The sequence below is a fragment of the Vibrio sp. D420a genome, from assembly GCF_030248625.1.
GTDB lineage: Bacteria > Pseudomonadota > Gammaproteobacteria > Enterobacterales > Vibrionaceae > Vibrio > Vibrio fortis_A.
Map to the genome: position 1 here is coordinate 85,427 of NZ_JAHGAN010000019.1, position 18,926 is coordinate 104,352.

At 45.2% G+C, this 18,926-nt stretch carries 18 protein-coding genes; 10 read left to right on the forward strand and 8 right to left on the reverse strand.

Annotated features, from left to right (window positions below):
* Window positions 1-2: 2 nt before the first annotated feature.
* The 4 genes from hutU to hutC form a co-directional block, all read right to left on the reverse strand.
* On the reverse strand, window positions 3-1,697 hold the full coding sequence (gene hutU / locus KI743_RS14070; protein ID WP_285466886.1) for a urocanate hydratase: 1,695 nt from the start codon (window positions 1,695-1,697) through the stop codon (window positions 3-5).
* Window positions 1,698-1,741: 44 nt separating this feature from the next.
* On the reverse strand, window positions 1,742-2,737 hold the full coding sequence (gene hutG / locus KI743_RS14075; RefSeq protein WP_285466887.1) for a formimidoylglutamase: 996 nt from the start codon (window positions 2,735-2,737) through the stop codon (window positions 1,742-1,744).
* Window positions 2,724-3,962, reverse strand: coding sequence for an imidazolonepropionase (hutI, locus tag KI743_RS14080; RefSeq protein WP_285466888.1), 1,239 nt, complete (start codon window positions 3,960-3,962; stop codon window positions 2,724-2,726). The genes hutG and hutI overlap by 14 nt, the downstream gene beginning before the upstream one ends.
* Before the next feature lie 111 nt (window positions 3,963-4,073).
* Complete coding sequence (hutC, locus tag KI743_RS14085; protein ID WP_285466889.1) at window positions 4,074-4,787, reverse strand: histidine utilization repressor; 714 nt, start codon at window positions 4,785-4,787, stop codon at window positions 4,074-4,076.
* Between the two features lie 200 nt (window positions 4,788-4,987).
* Between hutC and KI743_RS14090 the strand changes: the two genes are divergently transcribed.
* Window positions 4,988-5,731: a sporulation protein gene (locus KI743_RS14090; protein WP_285466890.1), complete on the forward strand. Its 744-nt coding sequence runs from the start codon at window positions 4,988-4,990 to the stop codon at window positions 5,729-5,731.
* Window positions 5,732-5,824: 93 nt separating this feature from the next.
* On the opposite strand, the gene KI743_RS14095 is transcribed toward KI743_RS14090, so the two are convergent.
* Window positions 5,825-6,802, reverse strand: a complete 978-nt coding sequence (locus tag KI743_RS14095) for a DUF3187 family protein (RefSeq protein ID WP_285466891.1) — start codon at window positions 6,800-6,802, stop codon at window positions 5,825-5,827.
* A 321-nt stretch (window positions 6,803-7,123) separates the two neighbouring features.
* Here KI743_RS14095 and thrS point away from each other — a divergent pair, with 321 nt between their 5' ends.
* The 6 genes from thrS to KI743_RS14125 all read left to right on the forward strand — a co-directional run bounded on the left by thrS (window position 7,124) and on the right by KI743_RS14125 (window position 11,314).
* Entirely contained in the window at window positions 7,124-9,052 is a 1,929-nt protein-coding gene (gene thrS / locus KI743_RS14100) for a threonine--tRNA ligase (protein ID WP_152468586.1), read from the forward strand.
* A 3-nt stretch (window positions 9,053-9,055) separates the two neighbouring features.
* The gene (gene infC, locus KI743_RS14105) at window positions 9,056-9,607 is read left to right on the forward strand and encodes a translation initiation factor IF-3 (RefSeq protein WP_084181800.1); all 552 of its coding nucleotides are present in this window, start codon (window positions 9,056-9,058) and stop codon (window positions 9,605-9,607) included.
* A gap of 105 nt (window positions 9,608-9,712) precedes the next feature.
* A complete protein-coding gene (rpmI, locus tag KI743_RS14110) occupies window positions 9,713-9,907 on the forward strand; it encodes a 50S ribosomal protein L35 (protein ID WP_032549209.1) in 195 nt (64 codons plus the stop codon).
* 41 nt (window positions 9,908-9,948) lie between these two features.
* On the forward strand, window positions 9,949-10,302 hold the full coding sequence (gene rplT / locus KI743_RS14115) for a 50S ribosomal protein L20 (RefSeq protein ID WP_004401084.1): 354 nt from the start codon (window positions 9,949-9,951) through the stop codon (window positions 10,300-10,302).
* Between the two features lie 203 nt (window positions 10,303-10,505).
* On the forward strand, window positions 10,506-10,820 hold the full coding sequence (yqfB, locus tag KI743_RS14120; protein ID WP_152468587.1) for a N(4)-acetylcytidine aminohydrolase: 315 nt from the start codon (window positions 10,506-10,508) through the stop codon (window positions 10,818-10,820).
* A 44-nt stretch (window positions 10,821-10,864) separates the two neighbouring features.
* Window positions 10,865-11,314, forward strand: a complete 450-nt coding sequence (locus tag KI743_RS14125) for a hypothetical protein (RefSeq protein WP_285466892.1) — start codon at window positions 10,865-10,867, stop codon at window positions 11,312-11,314.
* 107 nt (window positions 11,315-11,421) lie between these two features.
* Here KI743_RS14125 and KI743_RS14130 read toward each other — a convergent pair whose 3' ends face one another.
* A complete protein-coding gene (locus KI743_RS14130) occupies window positions 11,422-12,660 on the reverse strand; it encodes a leucine-rich repeat-containing protein kinase family protein (protein WP_285466893.1) in 1,239 nt (412 codons plus the stop codon).
* 164 nt (window positions 12,661-12,824) lie between these two features.
* Here KI743_RS14130 and KI743_RS14135 point away from each other — a divergent pair, with 164 nt between their 5' ends.
* The gene (locus tag KI743_RS14135) at window positions 12,825-13,517 is read left to right on the forward strand and encodes an aspartate/glutamate racemase family protein (RefSeq protein WP_285466894.1); all 693 of its coding nucleotides are present in this window, start codon (window positions 12,825-12,827) and stop codon (window positions 13,515-13,517) included.
* 76 nt (window positions 13,518-13,593) lie between these two features.
* On the opposite strand, the gene KI743_RS14140 is transcribed toward KI743_RS14135, so the two are convergent.
* Both KI743_RS14140 and KI743_RS14145 read right to left on the reverse strand, forming a co-directional pair.
* Window positions 13,594-14,175: a TetR/AcrR family transcriptional regulator gene (locus tag KI743_RS14140; RefSeq protein WP_285466895.1), complete on the reverse strand. Its 582-nt coding sequence runs from the start codon at window positions 14,173-14,175 to the stop codon at window positions 13,594-13,596.
* Window positions 14,172-15,608 carry a coniferyl aldehyde dehydrogenase gene (locus tag KI743_RS14145; RefSeq protein ID WP_285466896.1) on the reverse strand — a complete coding sequence of 479 codons (1,437 nt, stop codon included), beginning with the start codon at window positions 15,606-15,608 and terminating at the stop codon, window positions 14,172-14,174. The genes KI743_RS14140 and KI743_RS14145 overlap by 4 nt, the downstream gene beginning before the upstream one ends.
* A gap of 400 nt (window positions 15,609-16,008) precedes the next feature.
* Between KI743_RS14145 and speA the strand changes: the two genes are divergently transcribed.
* Complete coding sequence (gene speA, locus KI743_RS14150) at window positions 16,009-17,916, forward strand: arginine decarboxylase (RefSeq protein WP_285466897.1); 1,908 nt, start codon at window positions 16,009-16,011, stop codon at window positions 17,914-17,916.
* On the forward strand, window positions 17,916-18,842 hold the full coding sequence (speB, locus tag KI743_RS14155) for an agmatinase (RefSeq protein WP_285466898.1): 927 nt from the start codon (window positions 17,916-17,918) through the stop codon (window positions 18,840-18,842). The genes speA and speB overlap by 1 nt, the downstream gene beginning before the upstream one ends.
* Window positions 18,843-18,926 lie beyond the last annotated feature (84 nt).

Genomic DNA, 18,926 nt, shown 5'->3' on the forward strand with positions numbered 1-18,926 from the left:
TCTTAAAGCTTACGTAGTTCAGCGTTTAGCATCGGTAGGTCTAGTTTTTGGTCTTTCGCGCACTGCTTCGCAATGTCGTAGCCTGCATCAGCGTGTCGCATTACACCAGTCGCTGGGTCGTTGTGCAGTACGCGAGCAATACGACGAGACGCATCATCACTACCATCACAACAGATCACCATGCCTGAGTGTTGTGAGAAGCCCATACCTACACCACCACCGTGGTGCAGAGATACCCAAGTTGCGCCGCCAGCTGTGTTCAGTAGTGCGTTGAGTAGTGGCCAATCTGATACAGCGTCAGAGCCATCCATCATGCTTTCTGTTTCACGGTTAGGGCTTGCTACTGAGCCTGAATCTAGGTGGTCACGACCAATAACGACGGGTGCTTTTAGTTCGCCATTTTTAACCATTTCGTTGAACGCCTGACCTAAACGCTCACGGTCTTTCAAACCAACCCAACAGATACGAGCAGGTAAACCTTGGAATTGAATGCGTTCACGAGCCATATCTAGCCAGTTGTGAAGATGTGGGTTGTCCGGAATCAGCTCTTTTACTTTCTGGTCAGTTTTGTAGATATCTTCTGGATCACCAGACAGTGCAGCCCAACGGAATGGACCAATACCTTCACAGAAAAGAGGACGGATATATTGAGGAACGAAACCTGGGAAATCGAATGCGTTTTCGACGCCTTCTTCCAGTGCCATTTGACGAATGTTATTACCATAGTCCACGGTTGCTGCACCGCGTTCTTGCAGATCTAGCATCGCTTGCACTTGGATCGCCATAGATTGCTTCGCTGCTTTTACTACTTTCGCTTCATCGGCTAAGCGCTCTTCCGCTGCTTTCTCCATTGACCAGCCTTGAGGTAGGTAGCCATTGAGTGGGTCGTGAGCAGAGGTTTGGTCTGTTACTGCATCAGGGGTGATGTTACGTTCTACAAGCTCTGGGAATACATCCGCTGCGTTGCCAAGTAGGCCAACAGAGACTGGTGTTTCAGATTCTGTAATGATCGCCATTGCTTCATCTAGGCTGGTAGCTTTTTTGTCTACATAGCCAGTGCGCAGACGGTAATCGATGCGAGATTCATCACACTCAACTGCGATCATAGAGAATCCCGCCATGGTTGCCGCTAGAGGTTGAGCGCCGCCCATGCCACCCAGACCGCCCGTCAAAATCCAACGTCCTTTTGCGTCACCATTAAAGTGTTGTTTAGCCATTGCAACGAAGGTTTCGTAAGTACCTTGAACGATGCCCTGTGAGCCGATGTAGATCCAGCTACCTGCGGTCATTTGGCCGTACATCATCAAGCCTTGTTTATCGAGCTCGTTAAAGTGCTCCCAGTTTGCCCAGTGCGGTACTATGTTTGAGTTGGCAATTAATACACGAGGTGCGTCTTTGTGAGTTGGGAAAACGCCCACTGGTTTGCCTGACTGTACCAATAGAGTTTGATCGTCTTCTAGGCGTTCTAGCACTTCAACAATAGTATCGAAGCACTTCCAGTCACGAGCAGCGCGGCCAATACCACCATACACAACCAGCGAGTGAGGGTGCTCAGCTACGTCTGGGTCTAGGTTGTTCATTAACATGCGTAGTGGCGCTTCTGTCAGCCAAGATTTAGTACGCAGTGTCGTACCATGCGGAGCGCGAATCTCACGTGAGGTATCTAGGCGAGGGTCGCTATTGTGATGTCCCGTCATGTTGGATTTCCTTATGTTCACGTTATCTTTTGTTGTTATTAAAGTTATGCGTTTGCCATAGCGTTGGCTATATCCCACCATAGGCGCGCAGCAAGTCGAGCCGTCTGTTGGTCTATGTCGTAATTTGGGTTGTACTCGGCAATGTCAGCGAGTAGCAATTTATCTGGGTGTTGAAGTACTAGTTCTAACAATGGCGCCAGATTGTCATAGCTGACTCCGCGTGCAGCTGGAGCACTGACTCCGGGTGCAGTTGCCGCTGGGAACACATCAAGATCGATGGTTAGGTATAGGTAGTCGCACTGTTTAATAAACTCAGACAGCTTTTCTAAGTTACCGACCAGATTAGGGTAGGTGATCTGGTGGTCGTTCAAATACCAAACATTGAGCGCGTCTGCTTTTTTAAACAGAGCTTGCGTATTGCTCGCAGCGCTTACACCTAAACAAGCGTAGTGAAACGGCCAGCCTTTTGTTTGGCACCATTGATGGATCTGATTGAATGGCGTTCCCGAGCTCGGTTTAACTTCGGCAATCTCACTTTCATGCTCGCGCAAATCGAAATGCGCATCGAAGTTGATGATGCCAATACGAGGTGGTTGATCTGGTGATATCTGATCAAGGTGATTGGCTAACCCTTGAAATGATGACCACGCTATCTCATGTCCCCCGCCCAATACTATGGTGCGTGTTTCGTTTAGGGCTTGAGTCACGACCTCAGCACATTGTTTTTGTGCGTTAGTGAGATCATCACCTTCACAGGTTACATTTCCGAGATCGTAAACATTCGCTTTGTTATGCCATGCCATATTCGCGAGTGCTTGGCGGATTAGGTTCGGTGATTGCTTAGCTCCTACGCGTCCTTTGTTTCGTGCGACGCCAGCGTCAGTCTCAAAACCGATAAGCGCAACGCTTCGTTCAGAGGGTATGTTCAAGCAATCAACGACCTGCGTGATGTGGTGAACTCGCTTGCCATCTACACCGTCTTCTAGGTCATCACGACCTGTCCAATTATGATTATGTTGGGTTAGCTTAGAAGCTGTCATGGCATAGCTCTCCTGCAACGATACGTTTAGGTAGGCGTGGTACACCGACCTGATAGCTAAGATCCGCTGGATGCTCAATGTTCCAGATTGTGAAATCCGCGTCATAGCCTTCTACAATTCTCCCACGTGAACCAGCTTTGCCAATGGCTTGCGCTGCGTGGCAGGTGACGCCTCTTAAAGACTCTTCCGGGGTCAAACCAAAGAGAGTACAGCCCATGTTCATCATCAGAGTGAGGTCAGCAAAGGGGGAAGTCCCAGGGTTTAAGTCGGTAGCGAGAGCCATCGGTACTTTGTGTTCACGCAATAGTTCGATAGGTGGCTGCTGAGTCTCTTTTAAAAAGTAGAAAGCTCCCGGTAGCAGGCTTGCAACGGTATTGTTTTCGCTTAGTGCTTTTACACCTGCAAGGTCGAGATATTCAATATGATCAACAGAGGTCGCCCCATAGTTTGCCGCTAAGGCACTGCCGCCCATATTGGAGAGCTGCTCTGTGTGACCTTTTATGGACAAGCCATGGTTTATGGCCGCCTGAAAGACGCGCTCGGTTTGCTCCAACGTAAAGCCGATCGACTCACAAAATACATCGACTGAATCTGCAAGCTTTTTCGCAGCGACTCGTGGGATGATGGTGTCGCAGATAAGGTCGACATACTCATCGGCGTTGTCTTTAAACTCAGGTGGAACCGTATGTGCAGCCAAAAGTGTAGTTGTGATACGCACACGACGATGGTTCTCTAAAGCCTTAGCCGCTCTGAGCATCTTTAATTCGTCTTCGAGTGTCAGTCCATAGCCGGATTTAACTTCAACCGTGGTAACACCACTACTTAGTAGACCATCGAGGCGCGGTAGGGCTAGCTCAATGAGTTCTTCTTCAGTCGCGGCACGTGTCGCTCGAACCGTTGACAAGATTCCGCCGCCTTGCGCTGCAATGTCAGTGTAAGCTGCGCCTTTGAGTCTCATCTCAAACTCATTGGCACGATTGCCCGCGTAAATTAGGTGAGTGTGGCTGTCGATTAACCCTGGTGTTACCAACTTGCCTGAACAGTCAACGACCTGATGATCTGACATTGATTCTTGTGTGGAAAATGCGTTTGATTCTGATGGGATAATTTGAGCAATTTTGCCACCTACGACTAATACGTCTTGAGGCGTTGACGGTGCGTAGCCGAGCTCCCCAACTGCCATTGAGCAGATACTTGCATTTTTAAGGATCAAGTTTGTCGCCATTTCGATCGTTAACCTTGGTTGTTTAAATGTATATACAAATAAATAGGCTAAAGTACTTAACTAATCAAGTTGATGTTGCAAAATTGTGATCAATGAGCAGGATGATGTGCTTTAATCGAGCAGTATCTTAGAGCTTAATTTGTATTTAGAACCAGGGTGATAAAGCAGGGCAAAACTCACCAAACGCTCAGCACTCCAGGTACGACGATTGAGTAGTAAGCAAGGCTCATTGGCTGCCATTTCTAGGCTCTCTTGAACTTTATGTTCCGGCACAATGGCCTCTACTGTGTGTTCTATAGCACTTAGTGGGCAGTTGTTTGAGAGATATTCATTCGGGGTAGCGTGAGTAAAATCTTGATCAAGATAATCAGGAACAATATCCGAATTCACCCATCGACACTCTAACTGTGTCGGTGTGTTGTCAGAAAAGTGGATGATTTCACTATAAAAAATGGGTGTGTTAATCATAACACCCAATTGCATGGCGGTCTTTTCATCCGCGTTGATTTGCAGGTGTTTAACCACTTGGCTTCGATGATTTTGTCCACGCTCACGTATCTCTTGAGCGATGTTGTTGATGTCGAGCAGCGGAGACTGGGCTTTTTCTGTCGGTTCACAGACGAAAGTACCGAGACGCGGCTTGCGTGCTAATTTCCCTTCACTTACCAGATCTCTGATGGCTTTGTTCACCGTCATTCGGCTAACGTTGAACTGTTTGGTCAGCTCTAACTCTGTAGTGATTCTGTGCCCGGGTGGCCAGTGTCCCATAGAGATCTTGTCATCAATAAACTGCTTTATCTGCAAATATAACGGCGCGTTCGACATACTTAACCCTCAATTGACTATACAAATAGAGTACCTGATTTGCCAACGATTACAATATTTACACGAAATGTGTGGTGTGATGACTCATGGATAGGGCAAATTACTTGCTAATATGATGCAACTGCAGCAAATTTGTCGGTAGACCTCTAATGCATTCAAATAAGTCATGCAAAAAACGATAATTCTAAAAAAGGGAAAGTATGTTTAAAAAGCTAAAAGCCTCGTTGGGTATAGGTGCGGCGAAAGTCGATACCGTTTTGGACAATATTGAAGTGTTCCAAGGTGGTGAATTATCCGGCAACGTTCACATCCTCGGGGGTGACGTAGAGCAGCAGATCGACTTGATTAACTTGGTACTTAATACTGAAGTCAAAGTGGAAACAGAAGACAGCACGAGCTACGAGACTTTTTCTTTAGGAAGAATTCAAGCGGTAGAGCCATTCACTATTCAACCCGGTGAAACGAAACAAGTCCCATTTCGCTTAAAGCTGAATGATGAAACGCCAATCACGGCACTTAACGCCAAAATGAACCAGTGCCATGTATGGGTAGAAACAAACCTAGATATCGGCTTCGCGATTGACCCTAAAGATCGTGACTTTGTCGTTGTAAAACCTCTGCCGACAGTTGAGAAGATCATTCAAGGTGTTGAGGCTGCCGGCATGACAATGGTCAAAGCCGATGTTGAAAAGGGCTACCTAAAGGGTAACACTTTCTCGTCTGTGTCGGGTTGCTACCAAGAGATAGAATTTAGAAGCGGTGGTTTCATCAATAACAAAGAGATTGAGCTTTCATTTATCGTGAATGGTAATACGGTTCACTGCCTAGCTGAAATTGATCGTTCATTAAGTTTCCGTGGTGATCAATACATCTCATTTAGCCTGCCAATCAATGCGTCTGATAGTGATATCCGTGCAGCTGTTTCTCGTATCATGAGCTCATAAGTAAGTAGTAACTCAGCAAGAGTAAGCCGTGTCGATGCGCGGCTTTTTTGTATCTGGTGCATTCAAGTGAATTGGTGCGCTCTACCGAGCCACTTATTCGCTGCCTCTAATTCGATGGCGATAAGCTATCTGAAAGCCAACATCGGTTGAGTTGTCCATGTTGATGATGTTTTCAATAATGGATAACTCAACTGCGCCAAAGGGCAGTTTATAGCGGTAGCCAAACAGGATTTCGTTGGCCGGCTCTGAAAATTCTGTAGAACCATTCTCTGCGCCTTCATAAAGTCGATATTCCAAATGAAGCTCATGATTGGTGAGTAGTTCTAAACGATAACCTGCCATAAAAGCGAGCAGGGTACTCTTATGCGGGAAGTCATTCTTTCGTTCGTAATCGGATTGGTGTGTGATTGCGATAGAGGAGTAGATACTCTGATCCGTAAATGCATAGCTGTAATTTAACTGAGCACTTTGCTCAAAGCTTTCCCCTTCAAAGATACCGTTGTTAACGTTGTTTCTATATAGAGCGACACCCAGCGACAAGCCATGTGATAGGGTGTTGATAAATTGGTATTGGCTATAAAGCGTAAAGGCGCTGGTCAGAGTGTCCCCAGAGAAATCGGAAATGTTGACACCATACTGTGGTGCATAAATGTCGAACTCGTGTTTATTCTTCTGATCTCGCCCTGCTTGGTCAATGCTAAAGAAATCATGAAAATCGATAATCAGACTATCTAGATGATTGTTGCCAGCGTAAAGCCAGCGGTAATTGAGCTCAAACTGCCACTCGCTGTTTACCTGCCAGCGAAGACCGGTATGAAGCTGGTTTTGATAGTAGTCGAGATGATAATCATCTGAATTGGCCCAAATACTCGCAGCAGTAAAGCTGGCGAAAAGTTCAATGTCACCGTCATCAATAGGGAAGCCCGAACGTAGGGTTGGAGTGTGGCGAGTGGAATGCATAGGGGATTGGACATAACTCAATAGCGGTCCATATTCATCGCTAGAAAAGCTAGGCACACTGTAAAAGAGAGTCACAAAGCTTAGCGTTTGAATCACAACTTTGTTTTTCATTCCCACCCCCAAGGTTAACTAGCGATAGTAAGTTAAGCTTAGTGGTAAAAGAGCGATTTAACATCTTATTAACTTTTGTTTTTTGCTTGAATTCTTGGTTTTTCGTGCTTACTGGAAGTACACGATAGAAAGCGGTCATTGTTATTTAATATTAATTCGTTACAATGCTTGCTCACTTTTTAAAGAGGCATCTGTATTTGTTTCTTGAAAAGTGAATTTTACTTATTCATATATCCCCAACCAACTCCGCTTGGTTGACCGACATATATTAAACATTTTCATGTGTTGCTTGGTGTGCAACACCACTGTAAAGGACAAATAATGCCAATTATTACTCTTCCTGACGGCAGTCAGCGTCAATTTGACAACCCTGTATCAACTCTAGATGTTGCCCTATCAATCGGTCCTGGTCTTGCGAAAGCAACCATTGCTGGTCGTGTAGATGGCGAGCGTGTTGATGCTTGCGACCTAATCGAGAACGATGCAAGCCTAGAAATCATCACCGCTAAAGATGAAGTTGATGGTCTTGAAATTGTACGTCACTCTTGTGCTCACCTTCTTGGTCACGCTGTTAAGCAGCTATTCCCAGAAGCGAAAATGGCGATCGGCCCAACGATCGACAACGGCTTCTACTACGACATCGACCTAGAGCACTCTCTAACGCAAGAAGATCTTGAGAAGATTGAAAAGCGCATGAAAGAGCTGGCTAAGACCAAATACCAGGTTGTTAAGAAGAAAGTTAGCTGGCAGGAAGCGCGTGATGCTTTCGAAGCTCGCGGCGAAACATACAAAATGGAAATCCTAGACGAGAACGTTTCTAAAGATGACCGTCCAGGCCTATACCACCATGAAGAATACATCGATATGTGTCGTGGTCCACACGTACCACATATGGGCTTCTGTCAGCACTTTACTCTACTTAATGTAGCGGGTGCTTACTGGCGTGGTAACAGTGACAACAAGATGCTGCAACGTATCTACGGTACTGCATTCCACGATAAAAAAGCGCTTAAAGCTCACCTAGTTCGTCTAGAAGAAGCAGCGAAGCGTGACCACCGTAAAATTGGTAAAGCATTGGATCTATTCCACATGCAGCAAGAAGCACCAGGCATGGTGTTCTGGCACCACAACGGTTGGACTATTTTCCGTGAACTAGAAGTATTCATTCGTCAAAAACTGAACGAATACGAGTACCAAGAAGTTAAAGGTCCACTAATGATGGACCGCGTTCTTTGGGAACGCTCTGGTCACTGGGACAAATACGCAGAAGCGATGTTCACAACGTCTTCAGAGAACCGTGAATACGCTATCAAGCCAATGAACTGTCCAGGTCACGTGCAGATCTTTAACCAAGGTCTGAAATCTTACCGTGATCTACCGCTGCGTATGGCTGAGTTCGGTTCATGTCACCGTAACGAGCCATCAGGTGCACTTCACGGCATCATGCGTGTTCGTGGCTTTACTCAAGATGACGCTCACGTATTCTGTACTGAAGACCAAGTTCAACAAGAAGTAAAAGCTTGTATTGAAATGGTTTACGACACTTACACAACTTTCGGTTTCGAAAACATCGTTGTTAAGCTGTCAACTCGTCCAGAGCAACGCGTAGGTTCTGATGAAATGTGGGACCGTGCTGAGGCTGACCTTAAGCAAGCACTAGAAGCAATGGAAATCGCATACGAGATTCAAGAAGGCGAGGGTGCGTTCTACGGTCCTAAGATTGAATTTACTTTGCATGATTGTTTGGACCGTGCATGGCAATGTGGTACAGTGCAGCTCGATTTTGCATTACCAGAGCGTCTAGGTGCAACTTACGTTGGTGAAGATAACGAGCGTCACACGCCAGTTATGATTCACCGCGCGATTTTAGGTTCTCTAGAGCGCTTCATCGGTATTCTAATTGAAGAATACGCTGGCTTCTTCCCAACGTGGTTGGCGCCAGAACAAGCAGTTGTAATGGGCATTACCGACAAACAGTCGGAATACGTACAAGAAATTACGAAAAAACTGCAAAAAAGTGGATTTAGAGTCAAAGCAGACTTGAGAAATGAGAAGATTGGCTTTAAAATTCGCGAACACACTTTGAAACGTGTACCGTTCATGCTTGTATGTGGTGACCAAGAAATGGAAGCCGGTGAAATTGCAGTACGTACACGTAAAGGTAAAGACCTAGGCAAGTTTAAAGTGGATGACTTTATTTCTTACATCCAAGCCGAGGTTTCAAGCCGTAAGCTCAATCTGGAGGAATAAGCTATTAAAGGCGGAAGACGTGGCCAACAACCGGCCAAACAAAACCAGCATCGTTTAAACGGTGAAATTCGTGGCGTTCGTGAAGTTCGTCTAACAGGCGCTGACGGTGAAGCCGTTGGTATCGTTTCTATCCAAGAAGCGCTTGATGCAGCTGTAGAAGCTGGTATGGATCTTGTAGAGATCAGCCCTAACGCCGAGCCGCCAGTTTGTCGTGTGATGGACTACGGTAAGTTCCTCTTCGAGAAGAGCAAAGCTGCGAAAGAGCAGAAGAAGAAGCAAAAGCAGATTCAGATTAAGGAAGTAAAATTCCGTCCTGGAACTGACATTGGAGACTATCAGGTAAAACTACGCAACCTGACGCGTTTCCTAGAAGACGGCAACAAAGTGAAGGTAACAATTCGCTTCCGTGGCCGCGAAATGGCTCACCAAGACATCGGTGTCGACGTTTTGAATCGTCTGAAAGAAGATACAGTAGATTTAGCTGTTGTAGAATCTTTCCCGACTCGAATCGAAGGTCGCCAGATGATCATGGTATTGGCCCCTAAAAAGAAGTAATTAACGGCTTTGCAAGTAATTGAACCCTGCAGCCTCTGGTTGCGGGGTTTTATTCGCCCTAATTACTATTGTTATTAACAACTCAACAATGCGGAGTTATTCATCATGCCTAAGATGAAAACCAACAAAGGTGCTGCTAAGCGTTTCCAGAAAACTGCTGGTGGTATTAAGTTTAAGCACGCTGGTAAACGTCACATCCTGACTAAGCGTACTACTAAGAACAAGCGTCAGCTACGTCCAAATGCAATCCTTCCTAAGTGTGAAGTGGCTGCAGTTGCTCGTATGATGCCATACGCTTAATTCTTTTTAGTTTAATAATCGTTTAGTTTAGGAGAAGCATAATGCCTCGCGTAAAACGTGGTGTACAAGCTCGTGCACGTCATAAGAAAGTTCTAAAACAAGCTAAAGGTTACTACGGTGCACGTTCTCGTGTTTACCGCGTAGCTTTCCAAGCAGTTACTAAAGCTGGTCAATACGCTTACCGTGACCGTCGCAACAAGAAACGCCAATTCCGTCAACTATGGATTGCACGTATCAACGCTGCATCTCGTCAGAATGGTCTATCTTACAGCCGTTTCATCAACGGTCTTAAGAAAGCATCTATCGAGATCGACCGTAAGATCCTTGCTGACATCGCGGTATTCGACAAAGCTGCATTCGCAGTTCTAGTTGAAAAAGCAAAAGCTGCTCTTTAATTAGAGTTTGCATTTAGGATTAAGAGAAGGAGAGCTTAGGCTCTCCTTTTTTATTGCCCGCAATTTGGCCTTGTCATATTCTCTCGCATCTCGCATCTCGCATCTCGCATCTCGCATCTCGCATCTCTCTTTTTATTCGCTTCGTTAGATATTCTGGTATATAAACAAGTATCTAAATCTTTAATGACAAGTGATTGAAACCCATGACCGCACCAACCACTATGACGTTCTTTGAGCGTTTTGAAGCTGACATTCTTTCAGGTAAAAAGACGATTACCATCCGTGATGAGTCTGAGCGCGACTACCAACCGGGTAGCGTTGTAGAAGTATCAACATTGGAGCAGGGACGTGTGTTCTGTAACCTTAAAATCATCAGTGTCGAGCCAATCTTGTTTGATGAGTTGGGCGAGTTCCACGCTCAACAAGAAAACATGACGCTGCAAGTACTTAAAGACGTTATTCAAGAGATCTACCCAGGCATTTCTCAACTGTACGTTGTCTCCTACGAGCTGGTTTGATCGTTAGAGTACCGTTGATAGTCGATAAGATTGGAAGAGGTTTAATGGCCGAGTTACAAAACGATTTGATTGAGAAAATCATGCTTCAGTTATATTGCCGTGAGCAAACTGATCAGCCGTTAATCTCTCGCACTGATCTTAATATCGCTCTTTACGACAGCGAAGCTTTTTTGGCTTGGCGCGAAACTAAGCGCGATTTTGTTATCAGTGATATCGAAAACCGAGTTTGGGTGAAGAGCTGTCCTGGTGGCTATATTACAGAGGTACACTTTCATGCTGATGGCACTTTAGATGAGTATCGCTTGTTTGATCGTTTTGAGACGAAAGGGAATTGGTATCTCAAAGATGGTTTACTGCATGTTGAAATCATCAAAGGTGATAATCGCTACCAATTTGCTGTAGTAGCCAATGGCGACCTCAATATTCACTCTGCTGTGGAATACAAAAACGAAGAGCTGCATTCATACTTAAAGCTGGTTCAGGTAGAGAGTTAAAAGACAAGTCGCTTCGTAATCCAGTAAAAAAGCCAACAGTGATGTTGGCTTTGTCGTTTTGAGCAAGTGCATTGTGATTGCTTTGTTCTAGAGCTTTTATCTAGTGACTAAGCTTCAAAGCTCGAAAGGCGTGAGTACAGATCACTCTCAAGGTCCTGCTTGGCACAAATTGTCAGTAGGTCATCTATGAAGTGTTTCAAAGCACGAGCTTCAATACGGCGAATACCTTGCTGTTGTTCTGCAGTCAGGTATCCATAGATGGTTGCAGCACCAAAGTCGCCGAAGATCATCTGACCCTGCTTATTGACCAAGGTGTTGTGTGCGTATAGGTCGCCATGACAAACCTTGTTGTCGTGTAAATGATTAAACACATCAATCATCTGGGTAACGATGTTGTTGATTTGCTCGATTGGTAATTCGAAACCTTCTGGGAAAGTGTCGCGTGTACAAGTCTCCAGTGTCGGCGGCAGTCCTAGGTTGTAATAGCTTTCAGGGATCAGCTCCATAACCAATGCTAGGTCGTTGCCATCATCTACCTGTGCAATCGACTTAACAAGATTATCGTGATGACCTGCTTGAAGACACGCTTCTAATTCATCATGTGGATACCCATCACTGGTCACTTCACCTTTAAATACTTTAACCGCTACTTCGTTTGGAAAGTCAAACTTGTCATCAACCCAGTTTGCATGAGAGATAACGCCACTCGCACCTTGCCCCAATACCTGATTCAAACTATAACTCGTCGTCTTTACCTGCGGTACGCTATCGAGAGATTTAGGATGTTTACAGAATGGATTCCCCGCAAATGCTAGCCACGCTAATTTAGGAAGCTTAATTAGCAGTTCTGGAAACTCGGCCAATTGGTTAGCAGATAGGCGAACCAGTTCGAGGTTGTTGAGATTTTCCATGCTGTTTGGCAACGCTTTAATTTGGTTGCCTGCTAGCGCCAGCTTTTGCAATCTTGGGCGGTGTCCTAGGCTTTCTGGCAATAACTCAATCGCGTTGTCAGTCAGAATCAGCCAACGTAACTTGATAGGCAATGCGTGTTCACTAACCGTCTTAATCTGGTTCGTTTTAAAGCCAACCATTTCTAGGTTCGGCAGTTCACCCAACACCTCAGGAAGGTGAGTGAACTTGTTATTAGAGGCAAAGATAATGCGCAGTTTGGTCAGTTTTGCCAGCTCTTGTGGAAGTTCAGATAACGAATTGCCAGAAAGGTCGAGTACTTCTAGGGTGTCTGCAAGCTCTATGATTTCCATTGGGAACGTTTGAAGGCCTTCAGCCAGTTTTAAATGTGTTGAGCCCAATAATTGTCCTGATTGTAGTTGTTCTAGAGTTTGCAAACTTAAGCCTTCTGATTGTGTTTCATTTAGGCGGGTAGTGTACGTGTCTTAGCTAGTGATTGCGAGGGCTGTACCATGTTGCATCTTACTAAATTGCTTGATAAAACATTAATTAGAGCAGGGTCTCTAGCAACGCTGTGTATTCAATTTGAGTAGAGGGAAGTATGAAAACGATCGGTCTGTTAGGTGGAATGAGTTGGGAGTCGACAGCCAGTTACTACAAAGCACTCAATGAAGGCGTGAAGTCGAGATTGGGCGGGCTTAATTCAGCAAAAGTGGTGCTTTTAAGTGTCAACTTCGATGAAATCGAAAAGCTTCAACATCAAGGAAAATGGGATGAAACGGCGGTTCTACTTTCTGATGCAGCAGAGTCGGTAGAAAAAGCGGGTGCCGATATTCTCATGATATGTACTAATACGATGCACAAAGTAGTACCAGAGATCGAATCACGTATTTCTATTCCAGTTCTCCATATCGCGGATGCTACAGCAAACGTGTTGCAAGCTGATGGCATCGAAAAGGTCGGTTTATTGGGGACTCGCTTTACGATGGAGCAAGATTTCTATAAAGGCCGCCTGACAGATAAATTCGGTATGGATGTGGTAGTACCAAGTTCAGAAGACCAAGAGACAGTGCATACCATTATTTATGACGAGCTTTGCAAAGGCGTTATTAAGGAAGGCTCAAAGCAGCAGTACCTTGCGATCATTGATAAGCTATATGCCGAAGGTGCTCAAGCTGTGATTTTAGGCTGCACAGAGATTGCGCTGTTGGTGAGTCAACGAGACACACAAGTACCTCTCTATGACACTACTGAGATCCATGCCAAGCAGGGTGTTGAATACGCGTTGAGTTAATTTACAAAATAAAAAGCCACCTGCGATGGTGGCTTTGTTGTATCTAATGGAAGTTAATAGCTAATCAGTTAATAAGCTAATCAGGTTGTGTGCCGCCAATAGCGCGCCAACACATATCAAAACTCTGTTGAACGTAATTCTGTTGTTCGTCAGTCGAGAGCTGCTTTTGGTCTAGCAACCAGTTAACCGATATTAAGAAGTGGCTATGAATGAAATAGCGCACCAAATCCATATCCAGCTCGATCAATTCACCAGAATCTTGTCCCGCTCGTACATTGTCATCAAGCGTAGCGAACAGTTCTGAAACAATGATCTGCCTTGCTTCAGTGGTCGGATGGAAATGAATATTAGAGAGAAATTTCATCGCAGTGGGATGCGCCGCTGCCCAATCGATTCCCACCTCCCACAGCTTGCTCATTTTCAGATACAGTGACGTACCGTTTGTATCAAGCTCTTGAAAAACAGCATTGAACAGCGCTTGTTTCAGCTCTCTAAAAAGCTCATCAACTAGTAATGATTTGTTGTCAAAGTGGTGAAACAGAGTCGCCTTCGCCACACCAGCAGCTTTAGCAATTTGAGCGGTAGATGTGCCTTCAACGCCTTGTTCGGCAAAGAGTTGAAGGGCGGAATCTAAGATCTGCTGTCTTTTGGTGGTCATCGGTTAATCACTTTAAAAATCAATTTCTTGAACGCGCTATTATACGGAGGATGCAGCAGTTTTGTGTAGTTGATTTTTCCTCGGCTCAGAACCGTTTTAGCGTGACTGAAGGTTTTGAATCCTTCGATACCATGATAATGCCCCATTCCTGATGGGCCAATCCCACCAAACGGTGCATCATCAGCGGCGACGTGAACCAGAGAGTCATTGATACATACGCCACCAGAATGGGTTCTGCTAAGGATCGCATTCTGCGTTTCGCTTTCGTGACTCATGATGTATAGCGCCAGTGGGCGAGGACGATCATTGATGTACTCAATCGCTTCGTCGAGTGTGTCATAAGGGACGATAGGTAAAACAGGACCAAATAGCTCATCTTGTAGAGCAATCATGTCGTCATTGACGTCAGTCAGTAGGTGAGGTGTCATGCGATGATTCACATCGTCTTGAGCTTGTTCGCTCACCGTATGAACGGTAGCACCTTTTTGTTTAGCATCTTCAATAACACCTTTTAGACGAGCATATTGACGTTGATTGATGACTGATGTGAGCTCTTTGCTCTCAAGACCCGCAGGGTAAAGTTTTCTGAAATAACTTTTATAAGCTTCAACAAACTCATTAACTTTCGCCTTCTGGATCAGAATGTAGTCTGGTGCGACACAAATTTGCCCTGCGTTGAGGCTCTTAGAAAATAGAATTCGTTCAACGGCATCCATCACATCTATATCAGGCGCGATCACGGTCGGTGACTTGCCGCCGAGTTCTAGAGTAACCGGAGTTAGGTTCACTGAAGCTGCTTTCATCACATGCTTACCTACAGTTGTCGAGCCTGTAAACATAATATGGTCGAAAGGGAGAGCGCTAAATTGAGCCGCAACATCCGCTTCGCCTTCTATGATCGCGATTTGATCTTCACTAAACCCTTCGCTCAACATCTTTTTCAAAACACGGTTTGTTGCGGGCGTGAACTCAGACATTTTCATCATCGCAACGTTACCGGCAGCCAATGCAGTCGCCAATGGACCAATCGATAGGGTAATAGGGAAGTTCCAAGGAACAATGATGCCAACAACGCCTAGTGGTTGATAATGAACGCTTACTTTCGCTGGCTGAAGCATTAACCCAGCACCGCGGCGAGAAGGCTTCATCCATTTTTTAAGATTCTTTCGATTGTAATCAATCAAGTGCAGCGAAGGCGTGATATCGGCAATGAGAGAGTCGTATTTTGCTCTTTGACCATAATCTTCTGATAGTGCGTCGATGATTTGATCTTGGTAACACACAAGCAACTCTTTTAGACGCGCTAGGTTGTTTTGGCGTGTTTGTAAGTCAGTATTCGAGTTCGCTCGAAAGTAACTTTTCTGCTGGGCGAACACCTTGGTTATGTCAGCGTTTGATACTGCGTCATCATTGGTCATCGGATTGTGGTTCATTGATTTTTACTCCCCATTAAACTGACTGACCGATCGGTCAGTGATTTAAATCTATACCAGTCCTCGCCGCTTTACAAGCCAAAGTTTGAAAATAGTTTAAAAGATAAACAGGGGAAGCTCGTGCCTAAAACAGCAAATAATTATGGATTACGAAAAAAATCTGACCAAATGATCATGGCGTATTACACCGAGAATTGGCGGCAAGCCTTGATGTACCGATATCTCACGAGTGCTTAAAACAACTATTGTCGACACGACAAATATCTATGATTGGACTCGCTCGCCAGAATATCAGTTAATGCGCCCAACGAATCGTAACGTATCGATTTAGCTTGGGTAATGCCACTTGTCTGAACAGGGTGTTACTTGGTGATGGCCCTATATAGTGAGGTCTCTTGAAATGGAACAATCAGTTAATTTAGATCGCATCCGTGCAGAATATAACGTTAAGCACTGGAGCCAAGGTTTCTACGGTATTGATGACAATGGGGAAGTGTATGTCTCTCCGAGCAAAGCGGATCATCAAATTCCTTTAAGCAATATTGTTAAGCAACTTGAACAGAAGAATGTCGGTTTACCAGCATTGGTGCGATTTCCGCAGATTGTTCATCAGCGAGTGCACAATATCTGTAATGCGTTCAACCAAGCTATCGATGAGTACCAATACGACAACCGCTACCTTTTGGTATACCCAATTAAGGTAAACCAGCAAAAAGAAGTCGTAGATGAGATTTTAGCAAGCCAAGCACAGCTAGAACAAAAACAGCTGGGGCTAGAAGCGGGTAGCAAACCAGAGCTTCTGGCTGTACTGGCATTGGCTCAAAAAGCGAGCTCAGTGATTGTTTGTAACGGTTACAAAGACCGTGAATATGTTCGCTTGGCGTTGATTGGTGAAAAGCTGGGTCATAAGGTTTTCATTGTACTTGAAAAGTTATCTGAGCTTGATCTTGTTCTACAAGAAGCGAAAGCACTAGGCGTAAAACCGCGTTTAGGTTTGCGTATTCGTCTTGCTTCTCAAGGCGCGGGTAAGTGGCAAGCAAGCGGTGGCGAGAAGTCGAAGTTCGGCTTATCTGCATCGCAAGTGTTGACTGTAATTGAGCGTTTGAAAGCGGAAGACCAGTTAGAAGCACTAGAGCTTGTTCATTTCCACTTGGGCTCACAAATGGCAAACATTCGTGATGTACGAAATGGTGTAAGTGAAGCAGCTCGTTTCTACTGTGAACTGCGTGATATCGGTGCTCAGCTAGATTACATCGATGTGGGTGGCGGCTTGGCCGTAGACTATGACGGGACACGCAGTCAGTCTTCTAACTCGATGAACTACGGTCTTTTAGAATACGCACGTAATATCGTGATGACAGTGGGAGATATCTGTAAGCAGTACCAACAGCCAATGCCAGTGATTATTTCTGAGTCTGGGCGTTCATTGACAGCGCATCATGCCGTTCTGATCACTAACGTTATTGGTACCGAGAGCTACTCTCCGGAAGTGATTGCAGAGCCTGAAGAAGATGCGCCACTACTTTTGAAAAACATGTGGCGTAACTTTCAGTCACTGCGCGATGGCAGCGATGACCGTGCTTTGATTGAGATCTACAACGATACTCAGAGTGACATTGCAGAGGCGCACAACCAGTTCGCAACGGGCATGTTGAACCTTCAAAGCCGAGCATGGGCAGAGCAGGTTTCATTGCGCATCAACTACGAGTTAAATCAGTTGATGAGCACAAAGAACCGCTACCATCGTCCGATTTTGGATGAGTTAAGCGACAGATTGGCGGATAAGTTCTTCGTGAACTTCTCACTGTTCCAATCGCTACCAGATGCATGGGGTATTGATCAGGTATTCCCTGTATTGCCACTAAGCGGTTTGGATAGAGTGAATGAGCGACGTGCAGTGGTTCTGGATATTACTTGTGATTCAGACGGCACGATAGATCAATACGTAGACGGCCAAGGTATTGAAACAACGCTACCGGTACCTGCTTGGAACCCAGATGAGCCGTACTTAATGGGCTTCTTCTTAGTCGGCGCGTACCAAGAGATCTTGGGTGACATGCACAACCTGTTTGGTGATACACACAGTGTGGTTGTAAACGTTGATGACGAAGGTAAAGCGAACCTAGATTATATCAATGAGGGTGACACCGTTGCTGACATGATGCGCTACGTGCACATCGATGTGGATTTGATTCGCCAAAATTACGAAGAGATGGTTAGCGCGAAAGTACCAAAAGAAGATCAGCAGAGTGTACTTGCTGAGTTAGAGCAAGGCTTAATGGGCTACACCTATTTAGAGGATTTTTAATGAAAGATCTGTTTACTAAAAAAGACTACTCACTGTACTCCAACGCGATGACGTTTATGCGTCGTCCTTTGGTACAAAATCCGGTCGATGCTGAGGCAGATGTCGTGGTGCTTGGTGCGCCACTAGACATGGCAACATCAGGTCGTCCGGGCGCGCGATTAGGTCCAGATGCGATTCGTCGTGCCTCAGTCAACTTGGCGTGGGAAGGTAAGAAATTCCCGTGGGACTTTAATGTCTTCGACCACATCAAGGTAATTGACTCTGGAGACTTGGTGTTTGATACCGGCGATGCGGAAGATTTAACGGTACGCTTAGAAGCAGCAGCAACGGAAATCCTTAACAGTGGTAAAACGTTGTTGGGTTTAGGTGGTGATCATTTCATTACATTGCCTTTGCTGCGCGCTTACGCGAAAAAGTATGGTGAAATGGCATTAATCCACTTTGATGCACATACCGATACCTACAGTCATGGCAGTCGCTATGATCACGGTACTATGTTCTATCATGCGCCAAACGAAGGGCTAATTTCGAAAGAGCATTCTGTTCAAGTTGGCATTCGTACTGAGTATGAAAAAGATGAGCATGGATTTAACGTTATCAATGCGATGGAAGCCAATGATCTGAGCGTTGATGAGATCGTGTCACGTATCAAGCAAACCGTCGGCGATAAGCCGGTTTACTTGACGTTTGATATTGATTGTTTAGACCCAGCGTTTGCTCCAGGAACTGGTACACCGGTCTGTGGTGGGCTGAACTCCGACAAAATTTTGAAGATTATTCGTGGTCTTCAAGGTGTAAACATGGTCGGAATGGATGTTGTCGAGGTGTCACCAGCTTATGACCAAAGTGACATTACGGCATTAGCTGGAGCAACCATTGCTTTAGAACTTCTGTATGTTTGGACTGCAAATCGTCTAGCTGACTGATTTTTAAAGCATACCTCCGATTTAAAGAAGCCACTGTTTTATAGAGCAGTGGCTTTTTTGTTTTGTGCTTCATCGGTCGAATGA

Excerpts from the sequence above, each read along its gene's own strand:
- hutU (WP_285466886.1), bottom strand. The coding sequence starts at position 1,697 with ATGACGGGACATCACAATAGCGACCCTCGCCTAGATACCTCACGTGAG.
- hutG (WP_285466887.1), bottom strand. The coding sequence starts at position 2,737 with ATGACAGCTTCTAAGCTAACCCAACATAATCATAATTGGACAGGTCGT.
- hutI (WP_285466888.1), bottom strand. The coding sequence starts at position 3,962 with ATGGCGACAAACTTGATCCTTAAAAATGCAAGTATCTGCTCAATGGCA.
- hutC (WP_285466889.1), bottom strand. The coding sequence starts at position 4,787 with ATGTCGAACGCGCCGTTATATTTGCAGATAAAGCAGTTTATTGATGAC.
- KI743_RS14090 (WP_285466890.1), top strand. The coding sequence starts at position 4,988 with ATGTTTAAAAAGCTAAAAGCCTCGTTGGGTATAGGTGCGGCGAAAGTC.
- KI743_RS14095 (WP_285466891.1), bottom strand. The coding sequence starts at position 6,802 with ATGAAAAACAAAGTTGTGATTCAAACGCTAAGCTTTGTGACTCTCTTT.
- thrS (WP_152468586.1), top strand. The coding sequence starts at position 7,124 with ATGCCAATTATTACTCTTCCTGACGGCAGTCAGCGTCAATTTGACAAC.
- rpmI (WP_032549209.1), top strand. The coding sequence starts at position 9,713 with ATGCCTAAGATGAAAACCAACAAAGGTGCTGCTAAGCGTTTCCAGAAA.
- rplT (WP_004401084.1), top strand. The coding sequence starts at position 9,949 with ATGCCTCGCGTAAAACGTGGTGTACAAGCTCGTGCACGTCATAAGAAA.
- yqfB (WP_152468587.1), top strand. The coding sequence starts at position 10,506 with ATGACCGCACCAACCACTATGACGTTCTTTGAGCGTTTTGAAGCTGAC.
- KI743_RS14125 (WP_285466892.1), top strand. The coding sequence starts at position 10,865 with ATGGCCGAGTTACAAAACGATTTGATTGAGAAAATCATGCTTCAGTTA.
- KI743_RS14135 (WP_285466894.1), top strand. The coding sequence starts at position 12,825 with ATGAAAACGATCGGTCTGTTAGGTGGAATGAGTTGGGAGTCGACAGCC.
- KI743_RS14140 (WP_285466895.1), bottom strand. The coding sequence starts at position 14,175 with ATGACCACCAAAAGACAGCAGATCTTAGATTCCGCCCTTCAACTCTTT.
- KI743_RS14145 (WP_285466896.1), bottom strand. The coding sequence starts at position 15,608 with ATGAACCACAATCCGATGACCAATGATGACGCAGTATCAAACGCTGAC.
- speA (WP_285466897.1), top strand. The coding sequence starts at position 16,009 with ATGGAACAATCAGTTAATTTAGATCGCATCCGTGCAGAATATAACGTT.
- speB (WP_285466898.1), top strand. The coding sequence starts at position 17,916 with ATGAAAGATCTGTTTACTAAAAAAGACTACTCACTGTACTCCAACGCG.